20 protein-coding genes are annotated in these 24,644 nt (G+C 63.1%); 9 read left to right on the forward strand and 11 right to left on the reverse strand.

What is annotated here, in order from left to right:
* Positions 1-456 precede the first annotated feature (456 nt).
* Positions 457-600 carry a hypothetical protein gene (locus EEB13_RS31700; protein WP_187328644.1) on the forward strand — a complete coding sequence of 48 codons (144 nt, stop codon included), beginning with the start codon at positions 457-459 and terminating at the stop codon, positions 598-600.
* Positions 601-689: 89 nt separating this feature from the next.
* On the opposite strand, the gene EEB13_RS29635 is transcribed toward EEB13_RS31700, so the two are convergent.
* The 10 genes from EEB13_RS29635 to EEB13_RS29685 all read right to left on the reverse strand — a co-directional run bounded on the left by EEB13_RS29635 (position 690) and on the right by EEB13_RS29685 (position 12,399).
* The gene (locus EEB13_RS29635; protein ID WP_141486916.1) at positions 690-1,049 is read right to left on the reverse strand and encodes a histone-like nucleoid-structuring protein Lsr2; all 360 of its coding nucleotides are present in this window, start codon (positions 1,047-1,049) and stop codon (positions 690-692) included.
* Positions 1,050-1,147: 98 nt separating this feature from the next.
* The gene (locus EEB13_RS32165) at positions 1,148-2,299 is read right to left on the reverse strand and encodes a hypothetical protein (protein WP_261984679.1); all 1,152 of its coding nucleotides are present in this window, start codon (positions 2,297-2,299) and stop codon (positions 1,148-1,150) included.
* Positions 2,292-3,203 carry an N-formylglutamate amidohydrolase gene (locus EEB13_RS29650; protein WP_187328645.1) on the reverse strand — a complete coding sequence of 304 codons (912 nt, stop codon included), beginning with the start codon at positions 3,201-3,203 and terminating at the stop codon, positions 2,292-2,294. Before EEB13_RS29650 ends, EEB13_RS32165 begins: the two co-directional genes overlap by 8 nt.
* A gap of 371 nt (positions 3,204-3,574) precedes the next feature.
* Positions 3,575-5,572, reverse strand: coding sequence for a cutinase family protein (locus EEB13_RS29655; protein WP_141486918.1), 1,998 nt, complete (start codon positions 5,570-5,572; stop codon positions 3,575-3,577).
* Positions 5,573-5,871: 299 nt separating this feature from the next.
* The gene (locus EEB13_RS29660) at positions 5,872-6,399 is read right to left on the reverse strand and encodes a hypothetical protein (RefSeq protein WP_141486919.1); all 528 of its coding nucleotides are present in this window, start codon (positions 6,397-6,399) and stop codon (positions 5,872-5,874) included.
* A 23-nt stretch (positions 6,400-6,422) separates the two neighbouring features.
* Positions 6,423-7,136, reverse strand: a complete 714-nt coding sequence (locus EEB13_RS29665) for a hypothetical protein (protein WP_141486920.1) — start codon at positions 7,134-7,136, stop codon at positions 6,423-6,425.
* Between the two features lie 22 nt (positions 7,137-7,158).
* Positions 7,159-8,334, reverse strand: a complete 1,176-nt coding sequence (locus tag EEB13_RS29670; protein ID WP_141486921.1) for an insoluble domain protein — start codon at positions 8,332-8,334, stop codon at positions 7,159-7,161.
* A gap of 104 nt (positions 8,335-8,438) precedes the next feature.
* Positions 8,439-9,863: a ParA family protein gene (locus tag EEB13_RS29675; RefSeq protein WP_141486922.1), complete on the reverse strand. Its 1,425-nt coding sequence runs from the start codon at positions 9,861-9,863 to the stop codon at positions 8,439-8,441.
* A gap of 2 nt (positions 9,864-9,865) precedes the next feature.
* Positions 9,866-10,213, reverse strand: a complete 348-nt coding sequence (locus EEB13_RS29680; protein ID WP_045063574.1) for a hypothetical protein — start codon at positions 10,211-10,213, stop codon at positions 9,866-9,868.
* Between the two features lie 41 nt (positions 10,214-10,254).
* Positions 10,255-12,399 (reverse strand): FtsK/SpoIIIE domain-containing protein, encoded by a 2,145-nt coding sequence (locus tag EEB13_RS29685; protein WP_141486923.1) that lies wholly within the window; start codon positions 12,397-12,399, stop codon positions 10,255-10,257.
* Positions 12,400-13,523: 1,124 nt separating this feature from the next.
* Between EEB13_RS29685 and EEB13_RS29690 the strand changes: the two genes are divergently transcribed.
* The 8 genes from EEB13_RS29690 (at position 13,524) to EEB13_RS29725 (ending at position 23,337) form a co-directional block, all read left to right on the forward strand.
* The gene (locus tag EEB13_RS29690) at positions 13,524-13,832 is read left to right on the forward strand and encodes a hypothetical protein (RefSeq protein WP_141486924.1); all 309 of its coding nucleotides are present in this window, start codon (positions 13,524-13,526) and stop codon (positions 13,830-13,832) included.
* A 33-nt stretch (positions 13,833-13,865) separates the two neighbouring features.
* On the forward strand, positions 13,866-14,264 hold the full coding sequence (locus EEB13_RS29695; RefSeq protein WP_141486925.1) for a hypothetical protein: 399 nt from the start codon (positions 13,866-13,868) through the stop codon (positions 14,262-14,264).
* Positions 14,261-17,335, forward strand: coding sequence for an ATP-binding protein (locus EEB13_RS29700; protein ID WP_141486926.1), 3,075 nt, complete (start codon positions 14,261-14,263; stop codon positions 17,333-17,335). Before EEB13_RS29695 ends, EEB13_RS29700 begins: the two co-directional genes overlap by 4 nt.
* Positions 17,332-19,482, forward strand: a complete 2,151-nt coding sequence (locus EEB13_RS29705) for a hypothetical protein (protein WP_141486927.1) — start codon at positions 17,332-17,334, stop codon at positions 19,480-19,482. The genes EEB13_RS29700 and EEB13_RS29705 overlap by 4 nt, the downstream gene beginning before the upstream one ends.
* A complete protein-coding gene (locus EEB13_RS29710) occupies positions 19,482-20,315 on the forward strand; it encodes a hypothetical protein (protein WP_141486928.1) in 834 nt (277 codons plus the stop codon). Before EEB13_RS29705 ends, EEB13_RS29710 begins: the two co-directional genes overlap by 1 nt.
* Positions 20,312-21,922, forward strand: a complete 1,611-nt coding sequence (locus tag EEB13_RS29715) for a peptidoglycan DD-metalloendopeptidase family protein (protein ID WP_141486929.1) — start codon at positions 20,312-20,314, stop codon at positions 21,920-21,922. The genes EEB13_RS29710 and EEB13_RS29715 overlap by 4 nt, the downstream gene beginning before the upstream one ends.
* Before the next feature lie 219 nt (positions 21,923-22,141).
* Positions 22,142-22,726: a hypothetical protein gene (locus tag EEB13_RS29720; protein WP_141486930.1), complete on the forward strand. Its 585-nt coding sequence runs from the start codon at positions 22,142-22,144 to the stop codon at positions 22,724-22,726.
* Positions 22,727-22,740: 14 nt separating this feature from the next.
* Positions 22,741-23,337 carry a hypothetical protein gene (locus tag EEB13_RS29725; RefSeq protein WP_141486931.1) on the forward strand — a complete coding sequence of 199 codons (597 nt, stop codon included), beginning with the start codon at positions 22,741-22,743 and terminating at the stop codon, positions 23,335-23,337.
* A 118-nt stretch (positions 23,338-23,455) separates the two neighbouring features.
* On the opposite strand, the gene EEB13_RS29730 is transcribed toward EEB13_RS29725, so the two are convergent.
* Positions 23,456-24,526 (reverse strand): DUF3068 domain-containing protein, encoded by a 1,071-nt coding sequence (locus tag EEB13_RS29730; RefSeq protein ID WP_141486932.1) that lies wholly within the window; start codon positions 24,524-24,526, stop codon positions 23,456-23,458.
* Between the last annotated feature and the right edge of the window lie 118 nt (positions 24,527-24,644).

Raw genomic sequence — 24,644 nt, forward strand, 5'->3', positions numbered from 1 at the left:
CCGTCATCGGCATCATGATCGTGGTCTTTGCCGAACCGGAACCTGCACAGATTACCGGCACCGTCCGCCGGTATCAGCTTCCTCAACATGCTGATCGAATGGTGGATATATGTGAAAGATCCTGCACGACAATGGATCCGGTACAGATTGCACGACAATCGTAAAACTAAGCTGCCGAAAGCACTGTATTCCCACGTGCCAGGTACGGAATGACCGCGATCAACGTGCATAACGGTCTAGGTGGGGTATGGAAACACCGGCCCGACCACAGCAATTCGATCTCCAAACTTCGATCTCCGAACACAGCACCACCGCACGCGGACCGGTAGATTCTCAGCCAGAATCAGATCCATATCCGATTCTGGCTTTGAACCTACTGATGCCATTGTGTGGTTAATTAGCAGTTCATGGCGATGTCGGCCTCCGGATCGCAGTCCGGTTATTTCGCGCAGGCCGGTGTCCTCGTCGAGTTCTGCGCCGATACCGCCATCGATAGCTCTGACTTGGGCGGGATTGGGCGCCGGTGCTGTGGTGGGCGATTGCCCTCTCGACGACGGCCCTCTTGTCTTCGCCGCCGAGGGTGGTCTCGAACTCGCCTGAAAATTCTTCTTCTCTCGCCGGCGAGAATCACATGGCACACGTGCTCTGCTCGTTGGTTCTCAACGAAAAAAGATGCTGTTTACTAGCATTCAGTGTGCGGCGTCGAACGCATCGATGACCTCGGCTTTGATCCGCCCGCGGGGGGAGACATCGAAGCCGTTCTTACCGGCCCAGGCCCGGATCGCTTTCAATTGCTCGGCGGATCGACCGGAACCCGACGCTTTAGCCGCGGTCGAGGTTTTCGTACGGGGCTTGCCAGCAGAGGAAACCTTCTCCGCCGCATTGATATACGGGGCGAATACCGCTTCGATCTTGTCAGCATTGGTAGGCCGTAGATCGATCCGATAATCAACGCCCTGATAGGAGAAGGTGACCTCGTGTCCCAATCCGGTGTCGATGGGTTTCCCATCGAGATCGTCGATAAGTTGGCGAATAATGATTTCGGCCACAGAGAACCCTCTTCGTTGTATTGCTGAATGAATATCGCGTTCATGTTATCCGCAGTATCTGATAATCCAGGACACTCCTGATGTCCTCGGCCGTGTCGTTACATAGTGCTCGCTCCCCCTGTTGTCGACATGCCGGGCATGTACGCCTGGGCGCGGGTGATACCGACGTCGTAGTCGGCGACGTACTCCCCCGTCCCAGGCGTGTAGATGCCGCCGACACGGTTGGGGTCATACGCCATGAACACCACATCGGGCCGCCCGCCGTTGAAGGTGCCGAACAGCTGGTAGTCCCAGCCCTCGGGTGCATAGTCGTCGTTCCAGGCCAAGCGCGCGACGGGGACGAATCCAGCGTCCGCATACATATCCGGCAGGACGGTATCGAAACAGTCGAGGCGATGGCCTCCCAGCCGGGTGGCCTGGCGGATCATCGATTGCACCGACCTGGGATGTGCGCAGTCCTTGTGCGCAAACGCGGAGACGATTTCGTCGTCTTTGAGTGCGACGCCGGCCTTTCCGTCGTCGGTGACCAACAGTCGCATCTGCCGGTATTCGGCCTCGTCGTAGACATGAACCGACGCTGCATGCGGATTCTTGCGGGTGAGCTCGAGCATCTGCTCCCGGTAGACGCCGGCGTCCGCGGGCGCCAACTCGTAGAGCGTGGGAGCGGACAAGTTACGCTTCGCAAAGCCGGCGCGTTCTGCCTCGGGAAGAGTGTGGTCGGCGACCGGTCGAACCTGTTGTCTGTCGATCAGAAGCCGAGCGCTTGGGCTTCCTCGATCTTCGGATCCGTGTAGCGCGCCTCGATCGCCTTCCGCTGGTCCTCCGGTAGTTCCGGGCTCCAGCCGTACTGCCTCCAAAAGCCCTCGCGGCGTTCCTGCGTCATCGGTTCGTCCATCGTGTTCTCCTTTCTCATTGTCATTGTCCGCCACGCCGCTTCGGACGCAGCGCAGTGCCTCGGTTTGTTCGGAGCGCAACTGCTGCCCCGCGGCCAGGCGCCGGGCCAGCTCGGCGCGGTGGTCGGGGTCGGCGGCGATAGCTGTGCGGAGTTCGTTCTGGCCGCCGGGGGTGGAGTCGTAGAGATCGCGGGTGCCGCTGTAGGCGGCTTCGGCGGCGGCAACACGCCGCTGCAGGCGCGCGTCGCTGGGATTCTTGTCGAGTTTGGCGCGGGCCGAATCGATTCGGGCGCCGGCGTTGTCAAGACGTGCGCGGATGTGCGGGGTGCAGCGTGGGCCGGGTTTGGGTTTACACATCAGCGGCTCGATCGCTGACTGCGTCGATCAGGGCGGCGAGATGGCGGCCGAGCTGCGCGATGCGTTCAGGGTGCGGTGCGGCTAGATCGGTCAGGTAGGTGTCGCGGCGCACTTCGATCATCACCGACGACACCCGGTCATCGGTGCCGTAGTACCGCAGCGGCACGTACGTGCCGATGTAGGGCGTGTTCTCGGAGATCTCACCGAGGGACGCGAAAGCGCCACGGGCAGCAGCGATCAGCCATCCTGGGGTGTGCTGGGGGTCGGTGCCGATGCACAACGATGGCCGCGGCGCGCCAGCGTCTTCGAACGCGGACGGCTTCTCCGGATACGAGTGCAGGTCGATGACGATCGCCCGCCCGCACACGTTCAGCCTGTCGGCAACGGCATCGGTGACGGCGTCGGCGTAGGGACGGAAATACGCCTCGAGCAGTTCCGCCCGAAGAGGATAAGGTTCGGCGCGCAGCCGCGCCCCCGAGCAGGTGCGGGTGTAGACCGCGCCGCGGCCGAACGCCTCAGCGCGGTCGCCGTCGGGGAACCGTTCGGGATCGATGACCAGGCGGGAGAGATGGTTGATCACGATCGTGGGCCGCAGCCGGACATGGGCGAGGGCGGCGATTGCGATCTCGTCGGTGGCGGTGTCGGTGGCCTCGTCCAACTCGGCGGCCAACTCCTTGTCCGTGAGCATCAGGTCGGCGCGGATCCCGGGTGGGATCAGGCGCGAGGAATGCGGAACATGGATGACGACCGGTGATCCCTTGTCGCCCGGTATCACGGTGAAGGCGTCCGGCACTGACCTCCCGCACGTGTTCTCGGAGCGCTCAACCTGCCGGCGGGCAGTGACACGATCGGCGAGACGCGAATTACTTACGTGGGCATGATGTTCGGGGTCAGCGGAGTTCATTCCAGAGTTTCCTTTTCTAATCGGATGCCGTCGGCGTGCAGGGACACAGAGGTGCGGTGTGCATCCTTCCGAGGATGACGCCGACACAGGACATGTCGTGGCAGACGCGACACTGGAATCCTCTGTTGCATCGGCGGATCTCCGGGCTTGTGCGCGTAGTAGTCCGCGGTTGATCTCCCCGCTGCTCAACGCGTTTGGCCGGTGTCCGACGTGAAACAAGCCCTCGGTGTGGGGGCAGGAGAAGACGGCCATCCCTTTGGCGCCGTGGTGTCGTTTGCGAACTGCCTTCGCATCACCGCGGGTGTGGTATCCGCGGTGACCGCACTTCTCACACGTCGTCCAGCGGGCGGCGGGGTTGTGGGCTCGGCGGCTCATACAGCACGTCCGATCTGAAGATTGAGCCAATCCGCCAGCCACACGATGGCACTACGTCCAGCGTTGTCGACGACGAGGGCGTTGTAGTTGGTGTGGGCACCGGAGGTGAAAAAGTCTGCGGCGCGCAAACCTTCGCCGACCAGGGAGGCGAGGTCCTCGGCCCCTTGTGACTGGGACAGTGTGATCAACGAGTTCGACAGTTGCGGCAGATCCAGGTTTTCCGCCGCGGTGGTGATGCTCGTGGAGACCGCGTTCGCCTGCTTGCCCAGCAGCGCGGGCGGGGTCTTGGTGGCCTTACCGGAGAGCATGTTCATCGCCACCGACGCCAGATCCAGGCCGACCGGAACGAGTCCGGTCAGGGCTGCGGCTGCGCCGAGCGGGTCGGGCAGCTGACCGGGCGGAGGAAGGAGCTTTTCGACAGCAGCCCAGGCGATCTCCTGGATCTGCCCGACGATGTTCGCCAACTTGATGACGTCGACGTTCGCGAGGATCGACGCGACGAGCGCCGCGATCTGGGAAGCGCCGGAAGGGTCGGGGATGACCGAAAGCACCTGCGAGACCCATGTCAGATCAACAGCTGCCGCCATCGTGACCAACGGTGAGAACTGATTGTTCAGTTGGCCCGCGATCTCGTGGGCACCGCGCGCATCGAGCGCGGCGACCTTCTGCGGCAGCACAGTCAGATTCTCGAGGATGCCAGGCATGTCGAGCGAGGTGATACCGGTGGCAACATTGAGAACCTGATTGACCACCACCGTCGGTTTCAGTACCGCCAGCACGCTGGTGGCCGAGGTGAGCGCATCGGAGGGGGTCGACGCGAGTGGAGCGACCTGTACGCCGAGGGACTCTGCAGCCGTGGTCAGGGTTTGCACCTCCGTAGAGGTCGACGGCAGGCGCAGCGATTCACCGCCGTTACCGCCGGTGAGCGTGGTCGCGGTGTCGACGAGCTTCGTGGCCGTATCGAGAGCTGCAGTGAGATCGGATTGCCCCGCCTTGGTGAGGACTTCGGAGGCGTTGTACTCGGCAGTACCAACGGGCGCGGCCGCGAGTTGACCGTTCGCTTGCGGATTCGCCGCTCCCGAGTCGAGCAGGTCCGCCAATGGAGCGAGAGTCTTCGCGATAGATGACGCGGCCACCGCCACCTGATTGATGTCGACGGCCGGTTCTGTGAGCTGCTGCCCGAGGGCGGCCACGTTCGCCGCCAGCGCAGGCAGATCGGAGCCGGAGAAGTCCGACGTCAACGCGGTAGCGAGTTGACTGTTCCCGCCGGCCAACGTGTCGGTAGCGGCGCCGCTGGGACTTTCGGTCAGAATCGAACCGAGCGAACCGAGTAGGGGGCTCGACCCCTTCTCGATCGAGCAATACAGGTCTCCCGGATCGCAGATCGAGGCCACACGGCCAGAGAGCGCACCCATCCCCTGTGGGCGCGGGTCGGCGATACCGCGGCCCGAAGTCCGCGGGCCGACCGTCGCAGCACCTTTCGTCCCGGCACCAGGATCAGCGAGCAAGCCGACTGCGAGGACTCGACCAGCGTCCACAGGGCCCTTGCCATTCCCGATCTCAGATGCCAGGTCACCGGCAGCGTCCGCACCCTGCGAGTAGCCGACAATAGTGAATTTCGTTTTCGGGCACTCATTCTCGACCTTCGACAAGACCTGCTTCGACTTGGTGAGGGCGTCGGCTTTGCTGTCTGCGTAGGTGTGGCCGTTGTCGAATGCGCGCGCCATGTACGGCAGCGTGTAAAGCACGGCCTCGCTGCCATGCGCGCTCTTGAGAGCATCGGCCACAGGCTTGAGCATGCCCACCGGCACTGAAGGGTCAGCATCTTCGGTGGTTTCCCAGGTGCCGGGAATGAACAGGTTGAACGTCGCTGCACACTTGGTCGGCGCCGCATTGGCAATCGTAGGAGCGGTGAGCGCGACGCCGGCACCTGCAACGGTCACGGCGGCGATCAGTGCAACGGCACGGCGGCTTCTCACATATCTGACGGGCATGGGCACCTCAATTGCCGAAAGGGACACAGGCGCCTACAGTCCCCCACTTCGGCGTTTCGCCTCAACGGGGTGTCGAGACATTCCTGACTCGTCTAACAGGTGCTGACCAGCACATCAGCGCGGAGTCGGAGGGCCTGATATTCGTTGCGACAACAATCCACTGATGGTTATTCACAGTCGATGCGTGTCCAACAAGCGAAGTTCCCAGCTCCGAAGTTCGGAGCAGGGCACTTTCCGCTAGCCGGACCGCGAGCACAAGTCGACGTGAACCACTGGGCGGGACGTGTCGTGTGCGCTGGTCAGCGGCAGTCGATGTGAATGGAGAGTTGGACGCGGCAACTGTGTGCGGGGTTCCAAGCTTCGCGAGCGTCGGTAGTGGCGGCGATGTCGATCTGGTCGGTCTCGGACCAGTCGACGGACTGGAGGATCTCGAGGAACTGGTTGGTGGTGTCGATGTCTACGGTGGGGAGGTCTTGGTCGACGTTGCCGATGGTGAGGGTCTGAGATCCATGGTTGGCGTGGATCTTCCAGCCGTGCGGTGCTGCGATGTCGACGGCCAGTTCGTCGCCGCGTCCGGTGCAGCGCGCGGTGACGTCTTCGGGTTTGGGCGTGGTGATTTCGCTGTCGGAATGCTGTTCACCCCAACCGATCACAATGCTGCCGAGGTCGGTGCTGGTGTCGGTGACGATGGTGCCGCTGGTCGATGTGCTGACCGAGGCGGCTTCGCGGGTGTCGTCGCTTCCACACCCGACCAGGATCACGGCGCTAGCGAGCGTGGCGGCGGCTTTGGTGAAGGTGTTGGTGAAGGTGTTGCGAGAGAAGGGCATTCGGCGTCCTGTCGTGTGTCCGGTCAATTGAAGACGTCGACGAACCACTTGCCGTCGATCTTCTTGGTGGTGACGGTTTGGGTTATGCGCTCTGCGCCTTCGGGTCGTAGCTCGGACAGATCCACGAGATAGACGTCCTCGGACAGTGCTTTGGCGCGCATGCAGTAATTGGTGCCGACGGGTACAGAGTCGATGAATCCCTGAAGCTGTTCTGCCGGAACGACAGAGGAATTCGGCGTGGCCAGCGCACGAGCCGTGACCGCGTTGCGCGCGATGTAGTAGGCGTGGTTCCACGCGGCAATCACACCTGCACCGCTGTTCTGATCACCACGGTCAGCGCGACATTCGTCGTCGACATCGGAGGATGCAGGTGTGGTCGTGGCGCTCGTTTCCGGCAGGTCGAGAATCGGGAGGGCGTCCAACGCGGTCTCCGTGGTGGTGGAGGCGGCCGCTGTGCTCTCGGGCTGGTTTCCATCACCGCCCCACATCGTGCCGCCGATAATCGCCACAACAGCAAGCCCGGCTACACCGGCGATAACGAGTTTCTTGTTCGTTCGGCGGGGCTGCGAATCGTCGCCGGAGTGGGGCGCGTTCGGTGGTGCGACCAAGGGTGGCAAGGCCACCGGCCCGCCGGGCGAAGCTGATTTCGCAGCTGCGCCCGGCTGAGCGGTGGCGGGTGTGCCACCGAGAAGGTCGACGACGGCGGGGTGCCGTTGGGGCTTATTGCTGAGCTTCATGGTGTCCACCCACCTTTCGTGGTCAGGCAGTGACCGGGGCTCCAGCACCCAGGCCAAAAGCGGTTGAAATCATCTCTGCGGCCGTTCCAGCGGAACCATCGAAGAACGTCTCCAGCGCACCGTCGACTGCCTCGATGACCTGCTGTCCACCGGGCTGCACGGCGACCCAGTAGCGGGCCTGCTGGTCGATCGAGGGAGCTACGGCGACAACGTCACGGATCCCGGACGCGGTGGCTTCACCGACCGGGCCGGACTGTTCCCACTGGCCCAGGACGGTCTCGGTCTCGTTGATGATGGTGGGCTGGTCGATGTCGGGGAGGGCGATTTCGATCGGCTGGCCCTCGTCGTCGCCTGCACCGAATGCGGTTCCGCCGACGAAGCCGAGCGCGCCACCAGCGAGAGCGCAGGGAGCTGCGGCGAGCAAGCCGCCGCCGACCGCTCCAAGTGCGGTGCCAGCGACACCGGTGGTGGCCTCGGGGAGCAGCGGAATGGGCAGGGGAACTACACCACCGAGCGCGGCACCGTAGAGACCGCCGCCTGTGCCACCGAGGAGTGCACCGGGCACAGCGCACGCCGCTCCTGCGGCGACGAAACCAGTGACGGCTCCTGTCATCTGCGCGGCGGCGACGCGGTCAGCGCGGTCCGGTTCGACACCGACAGACTTCCAGGCCGTGGCCACCTGGGAACGGATCAGTCCGGCGGTGTTGTTGGTGCGCTCACGGTCCTCGTCGGTGATCCAATTCGCCTGATTGAGGTGGTAGTCGCCGATCATGATCTTTTCCGGTGGCGCGATGTAGATCGGCGCTGCCTCGACAGCTACCGGCGCGTGCAACGTCGAGTAGTCGAGTGGTGCAACGTAGTTGTCGTTTCCTGCGTACTGCCCGGTGCCGTAGTCGTAGTTCGGGATCGCGGTGTACTGCGGCTGCTGCGCCGGGGGCGCGGTCCAGTAGATCGGTTCGGCAGGGGCCTCGGGCACGTACGCGGGAGCGGGCGCCGGCGCCGATGTTCCTCCCTGGGTGCCTCCGCCTGTGGTGCCGCCCTGAGTCGGCGCTGCACCAGCTAGGGGCGCGAACACAATCCCTGCGGATACTGCTGCGGCGACGACCAGCGCGGTCGTGGCCTGGTGCTGAGTCTTGCGGTGTCGACCACCCGAGTTCCGGCGGGCAGCTCGGTTACCGGTAGTGATGTCATTGCTCATGAGCATCGCCTTTCATCTGGTTTCAGCCTTTAGGGGGCCGGGGATCTTCGTGGAATCGGATCGGAAGTAGGACGGTCACTGCCGGTGTGGGCTGTGCCAGCGCATCAGTCCACGGCGCCCACCATCAGATCGACAGCGGTCGCGGCAAGGACGGTCAACGCATCACGTGTTTCTCTGCGCAGCTGGCTGAGTGCAATGCGCTCGCCGGAGGCGAACAACGGCTCGAACGGCATCCTGCACACCGGCACTCCCAGCGCAGAGAACGCGTCGACCGCCTCGGTTTCGACCATCGGAGCATCGCCAGGGCCGTCGGTGATGACAACGACCGTGCGCGCGAGGACGTCTGGTCGGACCGCCGCAATCGTCGAGAGGGTGCGTTGCGCTGCCACGGCTGCATCCCGGCGCAAAGGGACAGGAATGACAACCACGTGCGACGCCCGGATCGCCCATTGCCAGCTGGCGGACAGGCTCGAGTTGCCGGTGTCGGTGACCAGTAGATCGCGGTGCCGACCAAGGATCATTCCGAGTGCAGCCGCTTCCTTGTAGGTCAGGGTCGCGTCGACTCCTACCCTGCCGGTGACGATGTCGGACCCGGCTGGTTGGCGAGTCAGGAAACGCGCCACTCTGGACGGCGGAACGTCAGTAGCGGCCGGGTCGATACCGGCCAGCAGACTGACGACGTCCTGCCCCGCAGCCGGAGGAACGGCCACACGGTCGGCGAAGCTGCCACCGACCTCACCGAGATCAAGGCAGGTGACTGTTGCCGGGCCACGGTGTTCGGCCAGTGCTTCGGCCAAGCTGATCGACATCGGCGTTTTTCCGACGCCGCCCTTGACGTTGGCGAAGGTGATCATCGCGCCTTCGGGGAGAGCGCGTTCGATCGTCGTTTGCGCACCGCGCAACCGCATCTCGAGTGAGTCCGACTTCGGCGCGAGTTTGAGTCCGAGCACGGCATTGAGCCGACCCCGCACACCAAGCCGCGCAGGATCGCTTTCTGCAGGGTTGGCGCGCGGGGCAGACAGTTGCGAGAGCACGGGCAGCGGGACGCTAACTGGCCCTGTGACCGGCTCTGCTGTCCACTGCGCCGCCGGGGACGGGGCGGGTGCAACGACCGACTCCGGCTCTGTCCTCGGCGCTTGCGCGGGCGCGTGGACGGGTTCCGGTACAGCCTCGTATTCGATCGGTTCAGCCGCAACAACCACCGGCCCGGCCAGCGGCGGAGACACGTTCTCTGCCGCCACTGTCTCAGGGGTGTTCCTGACGATCGGCAGGGGCGTGCTCGGGGCGCGCTCTTTCGCCTTGCCGTCCGGGCTGACGGTCAGAAACTTGGTGTCCCTTCCCGTCCGGTAGACAACCTCGACGTCGGAGTCCTGTCCCTTGGCGACTCTGGTCAGGAACTCGTGCACAACCGCCGAGAGAGACCTGTTCTCGGTGGCCTCCAGATCCATATGCGGTACATCGGCGTCCGGCAGAGTTGCACGGGCAGTGGTCTTGGAAGTGATCTCGACATCTACTGTCAGCGTCGTCATCGTTAGCTGACTCCGAAGGCACTGGCACCGGCCAGTGCCGTGTCCATGTCGGAGACGACGGCCTCCGTTGCCTCCAGCTCAGCGAGCGCTTTGTCTCGGGCTGTTCCTTCTGGCAACGCTTCGATGACAACGCGTCGCTTCGCTGAGGCGTCGCGGATTTCTGCGAGCCGTTCGCGGGTCAGCTCCTGTTCCTCGCTGAGCTTTGCCAGCCAAGTGGGAGCTGAGTCCTTGAAGTAATCCCTCAGCGCCTTGATGATGGGGTCATTCGCGCCCTTGGAGATGAACGGTCCGCGCAGCGCGGCCACGTCCTCGGAGGTCGGGGTGATCGACTGGGAAATGCGGCGGGTCATGGGTGTTCCTTCCGGTGGTGGTGAAACGGACAACTTGGGGATCACACCGACGCTCCTTCGAGGTCGGCTTCGGGGAGTACGACGACGCCGGTGCCGTCGAACGCGATTCGTGTCTTCACGCGGCCGGTGCCGACAATCAGTACGGTCGCAGTGACGTCGCCCTTGGCATTGCGCTCGACGTCGACCGAGTCGACGGTGACGGGAACAAGTTCCCCGCCTTCGTCGTCGACCAGAACGGTCATTCCCGCCTTGACAGCAGATGCGGGAATGACGTCCGCGAAATCGTCGTCCACAGGTAGTTCGGGCTTGGATTCGGCGACGAACTCAGCGCCAGGTACCGGGGCCGCTGCGCTGGAATCTTCTTCACCGGTACCGATCACGACGGGCTCAAGCGCCCTACCGTTCTTGCGGGCATGTTTGGCCAGAGCGCGCTCTGAAGCGATGAACTCGGCAAGCTCGTTTGCGTAGCAGGTGAATCCAGGCGCTTCGGAAGGGGCGAGACCGTTGATGATCGCCTTGTCCTCCGCTGAAAGCTGCCCCCACTTATTCGGATGCCGATCGACGTTTGGGGTCCACCACATCTGCGCGTCGACAGGGTTGCCGTCGTCCCCGAGTGCGATGCCGCGCCCCTTGACAGAAGTGTCGACTTCGCGGCCCACTGTGGAGTCTCCCCACATCATCAGCGCGCCGTCCTGGGACAGGTTGCCGAGACTGATGCGGGTGCCGAAGTTGTCGCGGGCGTTACCCGAAGCGCCACCGAACAACCCGGCATCGGGGCGCTGCACGCCCAGCAGCAACCGGATGCCGGCCGAACGGGCAAGGACGGCGAGATCGGCCCATGCGCCGAGCGGATCGAGCTCCTTGAGCAGTGCGCGGGTCTCGTCGTCACCGGTCTTCATCAGACGCTGCCACTTGCCGGAGAGAATGAAGAACTCGTCGAGCACCGCGATCATCAACGGCAGCTGTGAGCCCTCGATCTTCATGTCGTGGATGTAGGCATTGCGCGCCATCATCTCCGAGTGCAAAGCCCGCACGAACATCGCTGCGCGTAGCGCGTCGTAGATGACCGCGCCGCAGCCGGGGTAGCCCTCGAGTCCGTCGAGTTCGATCATCTTCGGATCGACTCCGACGAAAGGGATTCCGCGGCGTGCAGCCTCGGTCAGCAAGGTGCGGATCACCGACGTCTTGCCGCCACCGGTCGGACCGACGATCAAGCAGTGCGGCTTGTTGGAGCTGGTGGAGATGTCCCAGTACATGGTCCGGTCGGCCACGCCGGTCGCATACGGCAGATGCCGCAGGTTCTCGTCGACCAACTCCAAGGGGTGGTCGACGCGGGAGGGCATCGGTGCAACGAGCCGCATGTTCAGGTACCCCTTGTCCGGGTACCAGTCGGTGGTCCAGTTGCGGCCGGACTCGTGCTGACCGGCAAGAGAAGTGAGAGCTTCCTCGACCTTCATCTGGAAGCCCTTGGCGCCGGCGTTCATCGACTTCTCGAACGAGATCCGGTATCCGGTCTCGACGCCGTCCTGGTCCCGCGCCGAGACCGTCACTTTCGGGTCCTTGAAGATCGAGGTGCCATCGAGCGCCGACTGGAGAACCTTCTGACGGTCGGAGCGCGTGTCGGGGGTGATCGTCTCGCGGCTGATGACGATGCGGTCGTGCTGTGCCTCATGGCGAACCTTGACCTCCCACTTGTCGTTGCCGGGGAATGCGGCTTCGATCGCGCGGGAGAGTTCCTCGAATTGCTTTGGCCGGATCACTGCACCGCGTTGCATCTTGACCGTTGCGCGGCGGATCACGCGCCACCCGGGGGGAAAGCTGACGGTGATCTTCTTCGGTAGATGACCGGAGCCTTGGCGCACCACCGATTCGAGTACCTGTGACCACTTGTGCGTGCGGTAACGCAGGACGTCAATCGCGATGAAAGTGGCGGCAACGACAACGAGCAGTGTCCGGTAGCTATGGAGCTTGGCAAGTGCATCGACAACCGCTGCATTGCCTGCCGCCGCCATGATGCGTGGGGAGTACACAGCAATGCCAGCGGCGACAACGATGATCGGCGAGAGTGGCGTGAAACGGCTGATATGCGATTGCTTCGCGTCCTCGCCTCGTTGATTGGACTCACCGAAAAGGTCACGCCACGTCGCGACCAGCCAGTCCTTGAGTGGGTCCTGATTTCCGTTCACCGCCTGCGCCTTTCGTTTGTGCTGATATCTTCCGAACGTCATCCGTGGGGCGTCTTGGTGCACAGTGGCAGAAACCCGCCTCTTTCCTCAACGGGGTGTCCCCCTCCCCTGACGCTTCCCGTTTCCCGGAGTTGCCCTGGGCACCAACGCGTTCGACGTATCCTCTGGCGAACGCTCGACTCCCCGCGTGCGAGGTCGCCGAAATCAGCGTTTCGTGAGCGGTGATGCCGGTGGTTCGCATAGCGCTTCATCGGATGCTGTTCGGCGCGCTCGTTCATCGCTCACCGAGCGCTTCTCCTGGGAGTCTTCAGGCGCTGCGACTAACGCTCATTGCAGCGGTCGATCGAGCGATGCAAGAGGCGATGCGGCGAGGAGGTGCATCCGGAGAATCAAGCGGTAATGTGAGCGGGACGGAGCGCGTGACGGCATGCGAGTGGTGAATGGACGTCAGTGCGCGACCTCGGGCACTGCGCATAGCGTTTCACTAGGGCGTTCCGAATTGCGTTGGCGCTGAGCGTAATTCTGAAGTACACTCCCCCCAAGGAACGCCGGGGGGAGTGGCCCCCGGAGGGGGTGGGGGTGGGAAGCGCTTTTTCGAGCGCTCGAATCCATCACCGAATTCCGGCTCCGAATCCGGCGCCATTTTCACCGCGCATCTGAGCGCGTTCTCCGTACCCCAGCGCACCAATACCCAATTCGCCCCTATGGGCTCACGCTGACCCGCCGTTGCCAGAACGCACCTATAGGGCGTGCAGCAAGCATGCCTGCGCACCCGCTCCATCTCGCTCTGACTGGGTCCATATGCCTGCCCATATCCCCTACGCCCCCTAGGCCCTCGCCGCCGCGCCAACACGCGCCCCTGCTGTACCAGTTGGCAACCACCACGAATTACTCTCGCGCACAGCGCCGTTACCGAACGACCACCGAGGCACTGCGAAAATTGGCGGGCGCACCGCCGCGCACATGTCTCTTGAACGACTTTCGGACCCAGCTCTGCTGTGAAAACCCTGCCGATGAACCGTTCCGGACGCAGACACCCCGTTGAGATAAAAAGCGAAATCGACTTACGGTCGCGCGCATCCACATTCAGGTGCACTGGCCGAACTCAGCGATGGAGCGTTCTCATGTCTCTCACGTCCACGGTCGTCAATCTGACGACCATGACCCCCGGAACCGTCGACTTGCTCGCCCAAACAACCGATGTCAACACCACAGGCGTTCGTTCCTGGCTCGGTGACAACGTCATTGTCACGATCCTCGTTCTTATCGCGTGTGCGGTCCTGGTGGGCGGTCTGCGAGGCAATCTCTCGAAGGTCTTCACTGTCGGCGGTCTGTCCCTCGTTGGACTTGCCTTTTTCGGTATCGCACAAAGCGATAGCGCTGCGACCGGCATCGGCAACTGGCTGCTGAGCCTGTTCGGCATCCAGGTCTGATCTACCCACGCTACGAGCGAAGGAAAGCCGACTGTGATCGACAATGACGATTTGCTGCACCGGGTGGATCAGCATTACCTCGGGCCGACCGGGTTCACACTTCCGTTCCGGATTCGCTATTCAGCGCTTGGACTCGGAGCCGCGCTGATGGTGATCGTCTTCGTCATCGCGCGCGGTGTCGTACACATTCCGCTGGGCTTCAACTCCCTCATCGTGATGATCGGGATCGTCTTCGTCCTGACCTCGAAAGTGACCAAAGTCGTCAACGCCGATCGCCCGGTCCGATCCGTAATCCGGGCCGCGTGGAACGACCTGAACGCGCCGCGCCCTCCGAAGCCCGGGCAGACGGTCACGCTCCGTCTTTCCACCATCTCGCGCGCCACTGGTCGCACACCCGCCGTCACGCCAATCGAAGGTGAGTCCCCCCGATGACTTTGCATCCCGATAACGAGATCGCCGCATTGTTCGATCCGAACTTCGACGAACCGGAGCCGGCCATCGTTCCGCCGGGCGCGTTACCACCGTCGTGGGCGGCCGCTATGGCTGCGAATCGCGCGTCCACCAACCGGCCCGCGCCATCTGCTGCCTCTGCCCCGGCACCCGTCCGGGAACTGGCATGGTCGCAAGCCCCGGAGATCGGCATTGCGACGCCTGAACCGACCTCTACGCCGACGCCTGAGGCAGAACCGGAGCCGAACGGAAAAGGCAGCCGACGCGGGAAGAAACGCAACAAGAACACCCCTTCGGATGCGGAGTTCACCCGACAGCACACTGCGGCAAAGAAACGTGCCGATCGGGAGCGCAAGGCCGTGCGTCTCGAACTGGTCGGGGTGGAGGGCAACATCACTCGCACGTGCCGCCAATCAACGGCATGGTTCGTACAGTCGCCCGGTCCGTGGAACATGCGCCCAGTCGGCAAGCAGCGCCGCTACATTCAGAACGAGGGCATGGTGTTGGCGAACCTTGCCGAATCCGGCGTGAGCGGGATGCACCGCCGTCTCGTGCGCACTCCGTGGCCGGTGCGCCAGTGGGCGCAGAAGCATGACGCGTGGGCCGAACCGATTCCAGACGTACCCGGAGCACTGTCATGGGCGGACTACTTGCGCGGGCAGCAGCACGCAATGCTGTGGGGCAACCCCACACAGAAGGGCCGCTACTGGGGCATTGAACTGCCGAAGCGCTCGGCAATGGCCCAGGGGCTCGACACGCTCGGCCAATGGCTTGTTCCAGTGATCGACATGCCACTACTGGGCAAGATCGCTGAGCTTGTGGGCAAATGGGCACGCAATGCGTTTCTGGGCGAGCAGAAGGCGATCGCCGATCACCTCGCCACGATCGAACGGCATCTGTCCGGTGAAGGCGTCAATGCCAAGCCCGCGACCCCCGCCGAAATGGACTACCTACTTCTGCGCTCGGCAACTCTCGGACTGCCGCTGGACGCAGAAGGGGTTATCTCCGGTGGGGGCGGCTGGGAAGAGTCCGACGTCGCGACGCTCGAAGACCTCACCAACCTTGAACTCACCCCCGGCGATGGCTACACGACCGTGCACGGTCAGGTGGGTGGCCGGAACTACACCGGCTACGCGATCGTCCTCACGGTCGGGCGTATGGCGCCCCTACCAATCCCGGAGAAGATGCTGCCGTGGCAGGTGCTCGGCGATCCGTCCGGTGAGCCGCTGGAGTGGTCGGAACGGATCAAGCTCAAGACCAAAAGCCAAACCGTTCGGAACTTGCGACGGTTGACGTCGAAGATCGAGGCGCAGTTCGACCACTACACAATCGAGCACGACCAGGTTCCGCCGCAGGAGCTGGCTGAGCAGCATGCGCTTGCGCGGCAGGTCATCTCCGACATCGAGGAAGACCATTCCGGCTTGTCGGTGCGCACCGAGGGCTGGTACCGGGTTCTCATCGTCGGTTCGACGCCGAAGGAGGCCAAGGAAAAGGTCTCGATGTTGCAGGAGATGTACGCCCCTCGCATCCGCCTCGAACAAGAACACGGCCAGTACCAACTTCTGCGCGAGTTCATCCCTGGTGAGCCCCTGGCCAATATCGCGCACTGCCGGCGGATGAACGTCGAAGCCCTCTCCTCCGGCATGGCAGCGGTCGGTGACCGGATCGGTGACCGCACCGGTGTAGTGGTCGGTCAAACCGCGTCGATCGCGCCGCGACCGGCCGTATGGGATCTGTTCGCAGCGCACGAGAAAAAGCACAAGTCCGGATTGACGCCGATCGTCGCCCTCCCCGGATCTGGCAAGACGTTCCTCGCTGGAGTACTCGTCTACCAGGCTGTGCGTGCCGGTGCCTACGGCGTCGTGCTCGACCCGTCCGGCCCGCTGAAAAAACTCGCTCAATTGCCCGAGTTGCGCGGCATCGCCGAAGTGCAAGCGTTGACCGGTCGCACCTCGCGCCCCGGCTCGCTCAACCCGTACCGGGTGATCATCGACCCGCGCCGCGATGATCCGGAGTACGACGCGACCAGCGTCGACTACCAGGACGACCCCAACCCCCAGGCGGCAGCGCAGGGGCAATACGAGGCCGATATGCGTGCCGCGAACGCCGAACGCATCTCGGTGGCGGTCTCTGTTCTGAAGATGATGCTCACCCCTGCCCGCCTCGAGCACGAGTGGACCGAGACCGTGCTTGCGAGCGCGGCAAACATCGTCGGCGGCGAACGGCACCACAACCTCCGCGAAGTTCTCGACGCCATCGAACGGATCGCAAAAGAAGACGACAACGTCGATCTGCGGTCGTGCGCGAAGAGCCTGCACCAGGACCTGGCGATGATGTCCGATCTGGCAGAAGCCCGAGTGCTCTTCCCGGAGCGCGGCACCACCGGCGACATCGACGACATCATCAACGACCGCATTCGCCTCACGGTCCTGACCATGCCCGGCCTGCAACTGCCACCGGAGGGCACAGACCCATCGCAGTGGACTCCACAGCAGCGCATGGCCGGACCGCTGATGCACATGGCCGCGTGGCTTGCGAACCGTCTCGTCTACGAACTGCCGCGCTACGAGCGCAAGGTGCTGTTCCTCGACGAGAACAAATACCTCGAGCAGACGGGTGCCGGCCGGACCCTGAACCTGCGGATCGCGCGTGACAGCCGTAAGTACAAGGTTCGGGCGCTGGTGTGCTCGCAGCTTCCCGACGATTACCTCGGAGTTGATGGCACAGACGACAAATCAGCGCTGACCTACGAGGTCATCATCGGCGATCTCGGCGGCAACGCACACGCGATCGAGGGTGCTCTGAAGCTGCTGAACCTGCCCATCGGAGAAGGCTACGAGTCGCTACTTGCCAATCTTGGCGGCGGCGGCGAGGACACCCTCGATGAAGACACCAACACTGACCACTTGGACCAGGCACGCCGGTTCATCGTGAAGATGGCCGACGACATCGAACTTATTCGCAGCGACTGGACGCACTTCGTGCACCTGGCGCACGTGTTCGACGCCCTGGACTCGCGGGCCACCCGAGCAGCAATGGGACATGCGGTATGAGCCCGCTGAGAACCCGGAGCGCGCATTCCGGAAAATCCACAGCACCGCGCCATTTTGGGTGGCGTACAGGGTTTGTGGGGCGCGTTCTGGTGATACTGATGCTCGCCACCGTCTCACTGATCGGCCTCGGTGGTGACGTCGCGTCCGCCAGCGGATTCGACTGCAAGGACGTCCCGTCACCGGAGTTCCCGAATGCAGTGCTCGAGACCACCTTCGACTCAACCAGCGCCGAACACTCCGCTTCTGGCGGTACCGGTTACGAAACGTACGGGTGGGCCGGGCTCAAATGGCACACCTACGACCTTGGCTGCGGCGAAGACCTGGTGCGCGCACCAGGGGCTGTTGGGGACACCACCTTGGGCAACACATTCCTGACTATCGGCAAGTCGATGGCTGCGGCGGCGTTCTGGCTCGACGACCAAACCAAGACCGGGCAGGCCGCGGCGGATGCCGGAGTCGAATCTGCCCTGGCGAATTTCGACAACATCGTCTTCTCAATCAGCGAGGGCATGCGGGGTATTTACGGTCAGTGGTTGGGGATTGCGTTGGTCATCGTGAGCGCAATGATCCTGTGGAGGGCCCTGCACTCAGATTCTGCCGGGATCACCAAAATCGCCGGGGTCGCCGCTGCCGGCTTGGCTTTAGGGGCACTGATGGTCGGCGCTCCGCAGAAGGCACTTCAGGTAGCCGACGACACCTTCGGCTCACTGATCACCGAGACGCAGGACCAGATTTTCTCGGTGCAGTTCGGGGAGGGGCAAGATGGCGGCACCCTGGCGGGAGGCAGCACCGATCCGCGAAACGTGCTGGTCGACAAGATTTTCCTCCCGGACTGGCGTAAGGGCTGGTTCGGCACCAACTACGACCCCGAGGACACAGCAAAACTCGGCCCGGACCTGCGGGATTCGTTGGCGTTCACGTATGAGCAGCAACAGGAAGTGAAGGACGATCCGAAGGCGCAGGAGACCCTCGCCGAGGAAAAGGCCGACAAGTTCCGCACCATCGTCGAAAAGTTGGACTCGGACTATCAGCTCTCCTACCGACAGTTCCAGGGCAAGGACTCCGGGCGCACGTCCACAGGCTTCATGAGCATGCTCAAGCTGGGCATGCCGTCGCTGTTGTGGATCGGCGCTTCTCTGCTGAAATTGGTAGCGCTGCTTTCGATTCGGTTCGCGGTCTTGTTCGCACCGGTCTGGATTCCCTTCGCGGTCGCGGCGCCCGGGTGGCTGACCCGCATCCTGCGGATGCTCGGCACTGCCTACATGTGGGGAGTGGCCGGCGCTGTCATCGTCGCCCTCTATCTGATGGCGCTGGTACAGCTGTACGTCAATGCCAACGGCACCGTCGACGGGTCCTGGCGGCTGTGGTTCATGGTGCTGCTGACGGTCGTGTGCTGGGCCATCATGCGGCCGTTCAAACGCATGAGCCAGACGTTCAGCCGCAACAACGCGAGCATGGTCAACCGCAAGGCCCGAGGAGCAAAACAAGCGATCAAACGCAAGGCATTCACTGCCGCCGCCACTACCGTTGCCGGTCCGGCGGGGGGAACCGCTGGAGGAAAACTCGCAGACAAGGCCGGTGAACGCTGGGAACGTCGACACGGCAAAACCAGTGAGAGTGACGGCGAGACGTCGACCAGGCCTGAGGGCCGCGCGCTCAACAATCGCAGGCAGCAGGCACTGACCCAGTCCCGCGCGGACGCTCGGAAAACGCAGGGCCAGAGCAGATCAGCTCGATTGGTCCAAGCAGGTGACGCAGCGGCTGAGCGCGATGCACGTATTGCGGGAATCGCAGCCGTGGCCAGTCGCGACATGGCCCGAGGCAAGGGCGGAGTAGACGGTCAAGACGCCGAGCGCGCAATCAAGTCCGGCGCCCGCGCCGGGAAGTTCCTCGACCAGGACGAGGCCAACAGCCAAGCCCAGGAACGCAAGGAACTTCTGTCCGCCAGTGTCGGACAGCGTTGGGACGGTGGGGACCGCTCCGCGATCGCACCGATGAAGGTCTACACCCCCACCCGTGACAAGCACTCGACGAGCCAGTCCCCCGCGTCCACGCCCCGCCGCACACCAGCAAGTGAGGCACCGAACGCGAGGGTCTGGACCGCTGCTGCCCCGGCCGACACGACCACAAGGGACCGGTACATCTGATGTCTCAGTCCGGAACCAATCCCGTTCTCGCACCTATTCGTCGGTGGGTGCTCTACTCACGCACCCACCTGGCGATCACGGTGACCGGTGTCGTGGTGTTCCTATTCGCGCTAGGTGCGGTGTTCGGAGAGGACCCGATGCCGCGTGCGACAGCTCAGGAGGCCGACACCACCGTCGAACCGGTCACGCCGGCAGAGGTGATCAACTACGACCTGGACGAGGTGAGTGAGTCCCTGGTCGTCGCCAAAACCGCCGCCTGGGTCGCATCGAATGCGCCGGCGACTGCAATGGCCTACGCGCACGCTTTCATCGACACCACCACATCAGATATTAAGTGGTCCAACGCAATCGGGCGCTACACCTCCACCAAGCCCGGAGAGTACGTCTTGGCAGCCCGACCACGGACTCCCGTGGTCATCACCGGTCCGACCATCAGCGCACTGACGGCCGCCCCTGACGGCGCGCGTACTGCTGAAGTGACTGTTCCAACCCAAGCCGGAGATATGCGGATCGCGCTCACTGTCGAAGAGACGAGCGGAGGGAAGCGATGGGTGGTCGGAAGTCCTCTACCGACACTTGATCTGTCCAAGGTCGTAAAGATCACTCCGCCTGCGCCCACAACCACGCCGAGCAAATCGACCACCTCAACGACCAGCGAGACCGAAACGACAGTGCCCCAGCCGTCCTCGTCAAGTGCGCCCACGTCCTCACCTGCGTCGACCTTCGATCTCGACGAACCTGCAGCCACTACGACTCCTAGCGCTACCGCGACACCAGTGCCGGGCCCGATTCCGATCCCGGATCTCGATACTCCGATTCCGGGTGGACTGTGAAGACGAGCAGGCGTCAGAAGGCACTTCTGTTGGTCGGCGCAGCGTCCATCGTCATCGGCACTTCCGCGTGTTCCACTGGTGCGCCGGTCATTCCGCGGGATGCTTGCCGAAGCGCCACCTCGAACAGCGACAGCGGTTCACGCTCGAGCAGCGACGGCGGCACACAGCTGCCCGCTGGAGGTGCGGAACTGGCGGTGGCCGGCCCAATCCAGATGCCAGTCAAACCCGGCACTGCCACATACACTTCGGGATTCGGTGAGCGTTGGAACGCGCAGCACCGAGGTGTGGACTTGGCCGGCCCCGTCGGCACCCCGATCCTCGCCGCCCTCGACGGCAACGTTGTCGCGGCAGGATCGTCGGGCGAGGGTCCAGGTGTCGGTTTTGAGAACTGGGTGGTCATCGACTCGAACGTCGGCGGAAAACCCGTAAGCACCGTCTACGGTCACATGTTCGCCGACGGTGTCCTCGTCAAGACAGGCCAACACGTCAAAGCCGGTGACCACATCGCCAACATCGGAAACGCCGGTTCGTCGACTGGTCCTCATCTGCACTTCGAGTATTGGGAAGGCGGCAAGATGCAGGGCGGAACCGCCCTCGACCCAATCACCGTTCTCCCGGACATCTCCCGCCAGAGCAGCGACGGCGGCAGCCCGGACGTCGACGTCAGCAGTAGCAGCAATGTGCAACTCGCCGCAGCGCGATCAACTGCCGCCGACTGCGCAGGTTTCGGCATGGCCGGCGGCGGCGAGCTGGCATTCAACATCGTGCCGGCCGAGTTCGAGCCGTGGCTTCGACGAGCCGGCAGTGTGTGCCCGGAAATCGACTCCCCTCTATTGGCGGCACAGCTCCAGCAAGAGAACGGTTTCCGCCACGGCAAGAATGCCCCCGTATCCCCCAGCGGGGCGTTGGGTCCAGCTCAGTTCATGCCCGGAACGTGGGCGACCTGGGGCAAGGACCACGACGGTGACGGGAAGATCGACCCCAACTCGATCGGCGATGCGGTCATGTCGCAGGCCGAGTTCATGTGCGCTCTCCACCGAGACGTATCTGATATTCCCGGAGATGCGATCGAGTTGACGCTCGCGGCATACAACGCCGGTCCTGGAGCCGTTCAGCAGTACAACGGCGTCCCTCCCTACGTCGAAACTCAGAACTACGTCGCAAAAATCACCGCAGCGCGCGCCACCTTCACCAACCCGAACTCCCGCGGCCGGTTCGTTCCCACCTCCACAGGCGGAAACATGCAGGCCGTGATGGCTGCGAGGGAGTACCTCGGAACTCCGTATGTGTGGGGCGGCGGCGGAACAGGAGGCCCGACAGGTGGAGGTTTCGATTGCTCAGGTTTGACGTCCTACGCGGTCTATGCGGCCAGCGCCGGCAAAGTTTCCCTCCCGCGGACCTCCGAACAGCAATGGACCGTCGGAGTCGAGATCCCGATTGACCAAGCCCAGGCCGGAGACTTGGTCTTCGGTAGCTGGGAGGCAAATGGTCCGGGTCACGTGGGCATCTACGCGGGCGATGGGCTGATGGTCCACGCGCCTACCACTGGCGATGTCGTGAAGGAAGCTCCACTTCAGTCAGGGATGAAGGCCCGCCGCGTGATGTAGGGGACGTGTCGTCTACGCATTTCAAGTGCCATTTTCAGGCGAGGTCGAGGACAGTTCTTCATTCGGCCTCACCTGATGGTCACAGACCGTCCTCTCCCAGCAATGCGATCGCCTGGCGGTGCCCGGTCGACGCTTTAGGGGCAGGCACCCCTTCGGAACTTAGGGGACGTGTCGTTTATCCTGCTCAACGGCCTGATCGGAGTAAGGGAGAAGAGCCAGATGAGAGCACGAACGCTCGTTATCGTGGTGCTGGTGGTGGCAGGTGTCACCTTCCTGGCTTACTCGTTCGTCTCCCGCCCAGACGTCGAGGACACCACGGCCGGTGCACCATCTGCGACCGCATCGGCGACGGCGATCACCGCAACCGAAGTGCCGGCTGACATCGAGCTCACCGAACCCCCAACTGAAGCTCGAGCAGCCGAGGAAATCGCCCGGCAGGGTCTGACCGTGGCATTCACCTGGTACCCGGCCACCGATATGACCCAGAACGACGCCTACGGACGGGCTCGAGAGTGGCTGACCGACAAACTCGCGGCCCGTATGGTCATCGACGCTCGCACCGAGCGTGGCCCGAGCGTGCAGTGGGACAAGTGGGCACAGCAACAGGCGAAGGTCATCGCGGACGTCAGTGTCGAATGTTCAGGCTGCCCTCAGGACACCGAGAGGACCATCCAACGCGTGGCCACGATCAAGCAGACCGCGATTGCCGACAGCAGCACCGCTACGGTCAAACCTGACACCACGGTCTGGGTCACCCTCGTCAGAGAAGGCGACCGCTGGCTCATCGACGACATCCGCTACTGATCCTGGAGGACCCCTTGTACCGAAAAAGCGTCATCGCAGCGCTGATCACTGCCGGTCTCGCTGTCGGACTGTCTTCATGCAGTAGCGACGATTCACCGCCGGCCACTCGCTCCCCTGCTACTACCAGCGCATCCACAACGACCGTTTCTCCGTTCGGTGCCGAAGCCGTCAGCGATCTCGGCGTCAAGATTGAACGTGACAACGCGACAGCGGTCGTCGAAGCCGTGGAGCTGCGGGGCGGTACACCGGGCCAGGCACTCGCTGCGCTACTCGCGAGCGAAGCTGAAACTGGTTGGACGTCGGGACTTTCGATGGCCGCGCCGGCAACAGATATCCGCGACGTATTCGGTTGGCGCTTCCGATACAACATTGCAGCTGATTCCACTGATGCGGTCAGAGCCGCGACGGACACATTTATGGACAACTCCGCGACCATCTCGATCAACGCTGCTGATCCGGTGGCCTATGCCCTGGCTGTTCAGCATGCAGATCCTCGCGGGTACAACGAGAAGGAACACTTCTACAAGAACGGTGAGACCTCGAATTCCGAGTACACCGCGGCCCTCCCGAAAGCTCAGGCTGCCTATGCAGAACTTCGGGGACCGCAGTAACTAGATCCCGTTAGGGACGTGTCGTTTAGCCAGTTAGAAGGCACTTTTTGTGTCCCTGTTCATACGCACAAAAAAGCCCGCCCCGACTGGTCGGAGCGGGTGTTGGCAAACCTGGGCGTCAGGAGAGCATGAGTTCGGCGTTTTCCTCTGCGGTCCGCTTCGGTTCGATCAGAAGGGGTGGGGTTTCACGGTGTCTCCCCGACGTGACACCGAGGTAGATACCACCTGCGAGAAGGAGCAGTCCCGCCACAGCTCCGAGCGCCGGACCGTACACCGTCCCCCACTGGATGAGATTTTTGTACTTGCTCGCGAACGCGACCTGCTCACTGAGTGTTTGTGGGTCGAAATTCGGTACAACGTCGATGATGGTGATGGCCTGGGGATCGTTGACATCCGTGCCGAGGTACTGGCGGTAATGCTGCTCAACCTGCACCACAGCTCCGGTAACCGGCTCGACCCACAGATCGCGAGTGATGCCGTAGAAACGCTTCAGTGTCACCGGAGCGGTCCCGTCCCGCCCCAAATCAGATGGGGTCACCGAAACCGTGCCGCTGATCAGAGCCGGTTCAATTTGCTGGTGAAACTGGTAGACCGGCAAGCCTTCAAGCTCCGCCTCGCCGACGAAATCCAGGTCACGGCTCTCCCGCAACGTGGTGTCGAAGTAGGGGTAGGACTGCTTCTGAGTGTCGAAGGGGAGCTTGAACTGGTGCCCCTCATGCGCCACGGGGTCCGCGGGCTTGTCGGACGACGACTGGATGGAGCCGACCGGCTCGTCGACCGCGGTCCCTGTGCGCCGATCTACTGTCACCAGATCGACGCTCGCATTCACGATCGCAGCCTGCCCGGACCGGTCATCACGTGTCATCTGCATCGCAGACTGCAAGGTCACGACGTCCGCGTTCGACGGTTCCTGCACGGTGACAAGCTGATTGACCGTGATCGGTACATTCGCGTCAACAGTCAGCGTTCCCTTGGCGAGAGCTGCAGCGTCAAGCAACTCAGCCGTTCCGGTCGAGACAGTGGCTGCCTCGATGCTCAGCGGAATCTTTACGAGACGATCCGCGACAAAGGTGGGCGTAAGCGCACTGGCTGTCAGCAAGAAGACTCCTGCTGTAATGGCTACACAAGCTGTACCGCGGCGGGTTGGGCGCAAGCGAATTGACATTGTGCAGACCCTAGTGCGTCGCATGCGAGACGCGGTACGGCGTCATCGGTGGCGAACTTCAGCTACAGCGAGAGGTGATACCCCGACTACGAAAATTCGCAAACGGGACACTACCGTTACGTGGTCGGCGACAGAAGGGCTG

This window comes from Rhodococcus sp. WS3, from assembly GCF_003797085.1.
Taxonomy (GTDB): Bacteria; Actinomycetota; Actinomycetes; order Mycobacteriales; family Mycobacteriaceae; genus Rhodococcus_F; species Rhodococcus_F globerula.

What these genes read in the sequence shown, in the direction of transcription:
- EEB13_RS29710 (WP_141486928.1), top strand. Translation starts at nt 19,482, where the DNA reads ATGTCTCAGTCCGGAACCAATCCCGTTCTCGCACCTATTCGTCGGTGG.
- EEB13_RS29670 (WP_141486921.1), bottom strand. Translation starts at nt 8,334, where the DNA reads ATGAGCAATGACATCACTACCGGTAACCGAGCTGCCCGCCGGAACTCG.
- EEB13_RS29680 (WP_045063574.1), bottom strand. Translation starts at nt 10,213, where the DNA reads ATGACCCGCCGCATTTCCCAGTCGATCACCCCGACCTCCGAGGACGTG.
- EEB13_RS29730 (WP_141486932.1), bottom strand. Translation starts at nt 24,526, where the DNA reads ATGCGACGCACTAGGGTCTGCACAATGTCAATTCGCTTGCGCCCAACC.
- EEB13_RS29660 (WP_141486919.1), bottom strand. Translation starts at nt 6,399, where the DNA reads ATGCCCTTCTCTCGCAACACCTTCACCAACACCTTCACCAAAGCCGCC.
- EEB13_RS29705 (WP_141486927.1), top strand. Translation starts at nt 17,332, where the DNA reads ATGAGCCCGCTGAGAACCCGGAGCGCGCATTCCGGAAAATCCACAGCA.
- EEB13_RS32165 (WP_261984679.1), bottom strand. Translation starts at nt 2,299, where the DNA reads ATGTGTAAACCCAAACCCGGCCCACGCTGCACCCCGCACATCCGCGCA.
- EEB13_RS29700 (WP_141486926.1), top strand. Translation starts at nt 14,261, where the DNA reads ATGACTTTGCATCCCGATAACGAGATCGCCGCATTGTTCGATCCGAAC.
- EEB13_RS29665 (WP_141486920.1), bottom strand. Translation starts at nt 7,136, where the DNA reads ATGAAGCTCAGCAATAAGCCCCAACGGCACCCCGCCGTCGTCGACCTT.
- EEB13_RS29650 (WP_187328645.1), bottom strand. Translation starts at nt 3,203, where the DNA reads ATGAACTCCGCTGACCCCGAACATCATGCCCACGTAAGTAATTCGCGT.
- EEB13_RS29655 (WP_141486918.1), bottom strand. Translation starts at nt 5,572, where the DNA reads ATGCCCGTCAGATATGTGAGAAGCCGCCGTGCCGTTGCACTGATCGCC.
- EEB13_RS29690 (WP_141486924.1), top strand. Translation starts at nt 13,524, where the DNA reads ATGTCTCTCACGTCCACGGTCGTCAATCTGACGACCATGACCCCCGGA.
- EEB13_RS29675 (WP_141486922.1), bottom strand. Translation starts at nt 9,863, where the DNA reads ATGACGACGCTGACAGTAGATGTCGAGATCACTTCCAAGACCACTGCC.
- EEB13_RS29720 (WP_141486930.1), top strand. Translation starts at nt 22,142, where the DNA reads ATGAGAGCACGAACGCTCGTTATCGTGGTGCTGGTGGTGGCAGGTGTC.